The organism is Phenylobacterium sp., assembly GCF_030654915.1.
Taxonomy (GTDB): domain Bacteria; phylum Pseudomonadota; class Alphaproteobacteria; order Caulobacterales; family Caulobacteraceae; genus Phenylobacterium.
In genome coordinates, this window is sequence record NZ_JAURWM010000324.1 from 1 (window position 1) to 6,488 (window position 6,488).

The window sequence follows — 6,488 nt, forward strand, 5'->3', positions numbered from 1 at the left end:
CCGGCGAATTGTTAGGCTATCTCCACGCCCTCGCCGCGGGGCGACTATCCCGCGAGCCGTTCCTGCTGGGGAATGGTGTAATGGTAACACTGCGGTTTTTGGTACCGTCATTCTAGGTTCGAGTCCTAGTTCCCCAGCCACACGTTTTCAAAGACTTAGCCGGACTTCCGGCCTCCGCTCGAGCGGCCATTTACAGCTTTCGTTTTCGAAGCGTTTCGGCTGAGCCGGTTGCCTATCGCTGGCCCCCATCGCTTCGCTACGACACGTAGCGGCGGCGATCTTCCTGCCGCGGATCAGCGCGACCTCCTCAAGCGTCAGGCCGCCGAGGATGAAGTTCGTGGCACCCGTCCGCCCCGCGGATTGTGCCAGCGCAGCTCTTCGATCTCTGACTTGGTGTCCGCCCCCCCCTCCTGTCTTCTTCGCGAGCGCATCCAGGCGGGCGCGGCGTAGGGCTGTGGAGATCCTGCTGATGGTCCAGGGCCGGTTGCGGGACGAGGTAAGGAGGCATCGCGATGCGGAATTTCATTCAGCAAGGCTCGCAAGCGCAGTTGCAGTCAAGTTCGAGCGCCCGGCGAGCGCCCATGTCCGTGTCGACCTATCCGCCTCAACTGACATTGGCATTCGCTTTGATCGTGAAAAAATGTGGACCGCCAGTTGCAAGGCGAGCTAGTCGTCAGTCTCGTCCCAGTTCGGGACGGCACACAGGAGGGCTTGGAAATCAAAAAACTGCTCAACATCGTGGCGATGTCCGCGGCCCTGTCCTTTTTGGCGGCCGGTTTTGCCGAAGCGGCGACCTACATCGCCAACCGCGCCATCGGCGGCGGTAACGCCAACATCTCCGTCACCACTGACGGAACGCTCGGGATACTTAAGTCCGCGAATATCGTGGACTGGAACATCACTCTCACCCACGGCGGCGACGTCTTCGTCCTAAAGGGTCCCGTGAGCGGCGCAAACTCGGACCATCTGGTGCTGGGCTCTGCTCTCTCGGCGACCGCCAATGATTTGCTGTTCGATTTTTCGGGGAGCGGACTTTTCCTGATCCAAGCGCCCTACATCAGCTCGTCGCAGACCTTCTGGTGCCTGCAGGCGACGGGGTGTTTCGACACCGACGGTGCGCGGGCCGAGGGCCTATTGATCGGCCACGATCAAACTAACCCCGTTGCTTCTCAAACCTATAGCGGCGTGCAAACCATCGCATCGCTCCAGACCGCCGTCCCTGAGCCTGCGACCTGGGCAATGATGATCATCGGCTTTGGCGCGGTGGGTTCGATGGTTCGCGCCGCGCGCCGCAACGCATTCAGCGCCGCCTAGTCTGCCGACCTGACTTCGACGAAATTGGCCCGCTTCCTTCACTGGGCGCGGGCTTTTTGTCGTTCTAAAGGTCCGTGACTTCGATCTCGATTAAACCGTTGTGCAATAGGCCACCCTTGGAATTTGGGCGGCGATCGCGGAGAAGCGGCGGGATTGCCATAAATCCGCCCGCGAGTTGCACCGCCATGGATGGTGTCGTTTGAGACTCCGCTCTCCTGGGGGGTTCTAGGCTCCGCCTAGTATGAGGCCGGGCGTGTCCGGCGCGGTCGCCACGCCGCCGTTCAGGGCCTTCTGCATCCAGACGATGTCGACCCAGCGGCCGTGCTTCCAGCCGAGGGCCTTGCCGACGCCTGCGGGCTCGAAGCCCAGGGCCGTGTGCAGGCCGATGGAGCCGGCGTTGTCGCTGTCGCCGATCACCGCCACGACCTGGCGGATGCCGAACACCTCGCAGGCTTCGATCACCGCTGACAGCACCGCCCTGCCGACCCCGCGTCCGGTCGCGCCTGGGGCGACATAGACGCTGTCCTCGACGGTGTATCGATAGGCCGCGCGCGGTCGGAACGGGCCGGCATAGGCGAAGCCCAGCACCTGGCCCGCATCCTCGGCCACCAGATAGGGTAGGCCGCGCTCGATGATGGCCAGGCGGCGCGCCGCCATGTCCTCAGCCGATGGCGGAACTTCCTCAAAGGTGCCGAGGCCGTTCAGGACGTGATGGCCGTAGATCGCGGTCAGGGCCGCGACGTCGTCGGGTGTCGATGGCCTGACGATCATTGCTCCCAGCCCCGCTCGCTTGCCCAGATCGCGAAGGCGTAGTCGAGGGCGATCTCCTTCAGGAAGTCGAACCGGCCCGAGGCGCCGCCATGGCCGGCCTCCATGTTGATCTTGAGCAGGATCGGGGCCTCGCCCGTCGAATATTGGCGCAGCTTGGCCACCCACTTCTCCGGCTCCCAATAGGTGACCCGGGGGTCCGACAGGCCGCCGGTCGCGAGCACGGGCGGATAGGCCTGTGCGCTGACCTGATCATAGGGGCTGTAGCTGGCGATCCGGTCATAGGCCTCCGGATCCTCAATGGGGTTGCCCCATTCGGGCCATTCCGGCGGGGTGAGCGGCAGGGAGGTGTCGCTCATGGTGTTCAGCACGTCGACGAACGGTACGGCGGCGATGATGCCGGACCACAGATCGGGGCGCAGATTGACCACCGCGCCCATCAACATGCCGCCGGCCGAGCCGCCATAGGCGACCATGCGGCCAGCCTTGCCGTAGCCTTGCTCCGACAGGTGTTCGGCGCAGGCGATGAAGTCGGTGAAGGTGTTGGTCTTCTTCTCCTTGCGGCCGTCGAGGAACCAACCCCAGCCCTTGTCCGAGCCGCCTCGGACGTGGGCCACGGCCCAGATCCATCCGCGGTCCACCAGGCTGAGATTGCGGATCGAGAAGCTGGGCTCCATCGCATGGCCATAGGAGCCGTAGCCGTAGAGCAGCAGCGGCGCCGAGCCGTCGAGCGGGGTGTCCTTCAGCATCAGGACGGTCACCGGGACCTGCGCCCCGTCCTGGGCCGCCGCATAGAGCCGGCGCGCGACATAGCGGGCCGGATCGTGGCCGGAGGGGATTTCCTGAGTCTTGCGCAGGGTGCGTTCGCGTGTGGCCATGTCGTAGTCGAACCACTGCCGGGGCGTGGTCGGCGATTGGTAGACGAAGCGGGTGAGGGCGGTGTCGTACTCATAGCCGCCTTCCAGCGAGAGGGCGTAGGCCTCCTCGTCGAAGGCGATCTCATGCTCGTCGCCGTCGCGCGGCATGATGATGATGCGGTCGTTGGCGTTGACCCGCTCGGCTCGGACCAGATGGCCGGCGAAGGCGGCGAAGCCGGTGATATAGCGGCCCGGCTCGTGGGGGACGAAGTCGGTCCAGGTGGAGCGAGCCGGGATCTCGGCGATCGACGTCGACAGCTTGAAGTCCACCGCGTCATCTGCGTTGGTGCGGATCACCCAGCGGTCGGTCCAGTGGTCGAGATCGTACTTCACGCCGACCTCGCGGGGCTCGGCGACGAACGGCGGTCGTTCCGGTTCAGCGGCTGGGATCAGCCAGATCTCGGTGGTCTCTTGGTTGCCGACATGGATGACGACGTGACTGTCGTCGGAGGTCGTCCCGACCCCCATGAACATGCCCTCGTCGTCTTCCTCATAGACCAGCACGTCCTCCCCGCCGCGCGCCGGGCGGCGGAAGATCTTGGAGGGGCGGGCGTTCTCGTCGCGCCAGATCCAGAACAGCCACTGGCTGTCGGGCGAGAAGGTGAAGTCGCCATAGGCGCTGTCGATGACGTGTTCGAGGGTCTCGCCGGTGGCGAGGTCCTTCACCCGGATCGTGTAGTACTCCGAGCCCTGCTCGTCGGCGGCCCAGGCGTAGAGCCGGTGGTCGGGGCTGTGATGGGCCGCGCCGACCTGGAAGAAGGCCTTGTCTTTGGCCTGGGCCACTTCGTCCAACAGGACGACCTCGCCATCCTCGCGGCCGCGTGGACGGCGGCCGTGGATGGGATGCTCGGCGCCAATCTCGTAGCGCACATAATAGTCCCAGGCGCCGTCGGAGGCGGGCACGGAGGAATCGTCCTCCTTGATGCGGCCCTTCATCTCGGCGGACAACTGCGCCTGAAGCGCCTCGGTGCCCGCCAGCAGCTCCTTGGTGTAGGCGTTTTCGGCGTCCAGATGCTCGCGGATGTCGGCGCGCAACACCTTCGGGTCGCGCAGAACCTCGCGCCAGTTTTCGTCCTTCATCCAGGCATAGTCGTCGGTGCGCGTACGCCCGAGCTGCTCGATGACTTTGGGATCGCGGCGGGCGACGGGGGGCTTGGAAACGGTCATGCCCAACTACATGCGATGACGGCGTTCCGGGCTCAAGGTTTGACGCACATTGCGCATGCGTTCTGGGCCGTCGCAGCCAGGTCGCGCGGCGATCGGGCGCATCTATCCCACGACGAAGATCCTTTGCGCTAACCATGTTCTTAACTAAATATCGCAAGTGTCGGGTAGTTACGAATTCAGTAGTTAGGGGCGTCGATGGCTTGGGACCTTGCGGTGGAGCTGATCCATGCGACGGTTCAGCTGGAACAACCACTGGGCGACGGTACGCGCACCGTCGGCACCGGCTTCCTGATTGCGGAAACGGCGCCGGACGGCACGCCGCGAACCGTGCTGGTGACGGCCAATCACGTGCTGGCCAAGATGCCTGGCGCCGAGGCGCGTATCGGCTATCGCATCGCCAATCCCGACGGCAGTTGGAGCTATTCGCCCCAAACCTTGCGGATCCGCGACGCCGATGGCGCGAAGCTCTGGACCCAACACCCCTCGCGCGACGTGGCCGCCATCTCGATCAAGGCGCCTAACGAGTTCGCCAAGGCCGCTATCCCGCTGAGTTGGCTGGCGCAGGATGATACGTTTCAGGTCAACCAGGTCGGCGCCGGCGATGAGATGATGGCCCTGGGTTTCCCGCGCGGGCTGGCCGCGAATCAGGCTGGCTTCCCGATTCTGCGTTCGGGCCGGGTGGCCTCGTTCCCGATCGCGCCGGCCCAGGTCTTCCCGACCTTCCTGCTCGACTTCACGGTGTTTCCTGGCAATTCGGGCGGCCCGGTCTTCATGTCCCAGGCCGCGCGTCGTCGCGTCGGCGCCGATGAGGGCCGCGATGTTCAGTTCATCGCCGGCCTGCTGACCCAGCAGGTCGAGCTGAACAGCGAGCGGCTCGAGATCGGCATCGTCACCCACGCCAAGTTTATCCGCGAGACCATGGCGCTGATGGATAATCCGCACGCCCCGATCACCCAGGCGCGCAACGAAGTTGTCACCGGCGCCAAGGCGGCGTCGGCGGAAGAGGCGGTTTCACGGGAATATTAGATGAGATGACGCCGCCCCTCCCGCCAACGGGAAGGGCGGCGGCCACGTCTTAGGCGCCGTAGACGACCGAAATGGTCTCTGCGATGCAGGCGGGCTTGGCCTCGCCTTCAATCTCGATGGTGCATTCGTTCTTCAGTTGCATGCCGCCGGCCTTGGCCTCGGCGCCGATCAGCTTCTGACGCATGCGCACGCGCTTGCCGACGCGGACCATGTTGATGAAGCGCACCTTGTCGGAGCCGTAGTTGATGCCGCGGGTCACGCCCTTGATCGGCAGCATGCCGGCGCCCAGGAACGGGATCAGCGACAGGGTCAGGTAGCCGTGAGCGATCGGGCCGCCGATTTCCTTCGTGGCGCGCTCAACGTCGACGTGGATCCATTGATGGTCGCCGGTGGCTTCGGCGAATTGATTGACGCGCTCTTGGGTGATTTCCACCCAATCCGACACGCCGACTTCTTGGCCCACCAGGCCAGCAAGGTCCTTGAACTCCACCGGGTTCATCGTTTTCTCCCAAATCGAATTGAAACAGGTGTTCGACGTCTAGCAGTTGCCCAGCCTTGAGCAACGGCTTTGACGTCGCCGAAAGGGACTTTAAAGAGCGCCCTATGCAACGAGCTCTCAGCGTCAGCCGGATGACCGGCAACAAGTCGACTTTCCCCGACTGGTATCAAGCCATTGTCCGTGAGGCGGACATGGCCGAGGTCAGCCCGGTGCGCGGGTCCATGATCATCAAGCCTTGGGGCTATGGTGTCTGGGAGCGCATCCAGCAGACCATGGATCGCCGGATCAAGGAGATGGGCGTCGATAACGCCTACTTCCCGCTGTTCATCCCGCTCAGCTTCTTCGCCAAGGAAGCCGAACACGTGGAGGGCTTCGCCAAGGAGATGGCGGTCGTCACCCACCACCGGCTGAAAAACATCGACGGCAAGCTGCAGCCTGATCCCGACGCGAAGCTCGAAGAGCCCCTGATCGTCCGCCCGACCTCGGAGACGATCATCGGCGACGCCTTCTCGCGCTGGATCAAGAGCTATCGGGATCTGCCGATGAAGATCAATCAGTGGGCCAATGTGGTCCGCTGGGAGATGCGCACCCGCCTGTTCCTGCGCACCTCGGAGTTTCTCTGGCAGGAGGGCCACACCGCCCACGTCAGCCGTGAGGACGCCCTGGCCTCTACGCTTCAGGCGCTGGAAATGTACCGAGAGTTCTCCGAGACCGTGCTCGCCATGCCGGTGATCGCCGGCGAGAAGCCGGAGAACGAGCGTTTTCCCGGTGCGGAAGCCACCTATTCCATCGAAGCG

The 6,488-nt window shown here is 64.1% G+C and carries 6 protein-coding genes and 1 tRNA gene; 4 read left to right on the top strand and 3 right to left on the bottom strand.

Annotated elements, in window-relative coordinates; genetic code table 11:
• Positions 1–66 precede the first annotated feature (66 nt).
• Both Q7T84_RS16985 and Q7T84_RS16990 read left to right on the top strand, forming a co-directional pair.
• A tRNA-Gln gene (locus Q7T84_RS16985) sits at positions 67–140 on the top strand.
• Between the two features lie 571 nt (positions 141–711).
• Positions 712–1,314: a PEPxxWA-CTERM sorting domain-containing protein gene (locus tag Q7T84_RS16990; RefSeq protein WP_304811185.1), complete on the top strand. Its 603-nt coding sequence runs from the start codon at positions 712–714 to the stop codon at positions 1,312–1,314.
• A gap of 225 nt (positions 1,315–1,539) precedes the next feature.
• Here Q7T84_RS16990 and Q7T84_RS16995 read toward each other — a convergent pair whose 3' ends face one another.
• Positions 1,540–2,085, bottom strand: a complete 546-nt coding sequence (locus tag Q7T84_RS16995; protein ID WP_304811187.1) for a GNAT family N-acetyltransferase — start codon at positions 2,083–2,085, stop codon at positions 1,540–1,542.
• Complete coding sequence (locus Q7T84_RS17000) at positions 2,082–4,166, bottom strand: S9 family peptidase (RefSeq protein WP_304811189.1); 2,085 nt, start codon at positions 4,164–4,166, stop codon at positions 2,082–2,084. The genes Q7T84_RS16995 and Q7T84_RS17000 overlap by 4 nt, the downstream gene beginning before the upstream one ends.
• Positions 4,167–4,361: 195 nt before the next feature.
• Between Q7T84_RS17000 and Q7T84_RS17005 the strand changes: the two genes are divergently transcribed.
• On the top strand, positions 4,362–5,192 hold the full coding sequence (locus tag Q7T84_RS17005; protein WP_304811191.1) for a serine protease: 831 nt from the start codon (positions 4,362–4,364) through the stop codon (positions 5,190–5,192).
• Between the two features lie 49 nt (positions 5,193–5,241).
• Here the strand turns inward: Q7T84_RS17005 and Q7T84_RS17010 are convergent, their stop codons facing one another.
• Positions 5,242–5,691, bottom strand: coding sequence for a MaoC family dehydratase (locus tag Q7T84_RS17010; protein WP_304811193.1), 450 nt, complete (start codon positions 5,689–5,691; stop codon positions 5,242–5,244).
• Between the two features lie 104 nt (positions 5,692–5,795).
• Between Q7T84_RS17010 and Q7T84_RS17015 the strand changes: the two genes are divergently transcribed.
• The coding region (locus Q7T84_RS17015; RefSeq protein WP_304811195.1) for an aminoacyl--tRNA ligase-related protein at positions 5,796–6,488 on the top strand (693 nt) is incomplete at its 3' end.

Coding starts and splice junctions, on each gene's coding strand:
- Q7T84_RS17010 (WP_304811193.1), bottom strand. CDS start 5,691: ATGAACCCGGTGGAGTTCAAGGACCTTGCTGGCCTGGTGGGCCAAGAA.
- Q7T84_RS17005 (WP_304811191.1), top strand. CDS start 4,362: ATGGCTTGGGACCTTGCGGTGGAGCTGATCCATGCGACGGTTCAGCTG.
- Q7T84_RS17000 (WP_304811189.1), bottom strand. CDS start 4,166: ATGACCGTTTCCAAGCCCCCCGTCGCCCGCCGCGATCCCAAAGTCATC.
- Q7T84_RS16995 (WP_304811187.1), bottom strand. CDS start 2,085: ATGATCGTCAGGCCATCGACACCCGACGACGTCGCGGCCCTGACCGCG.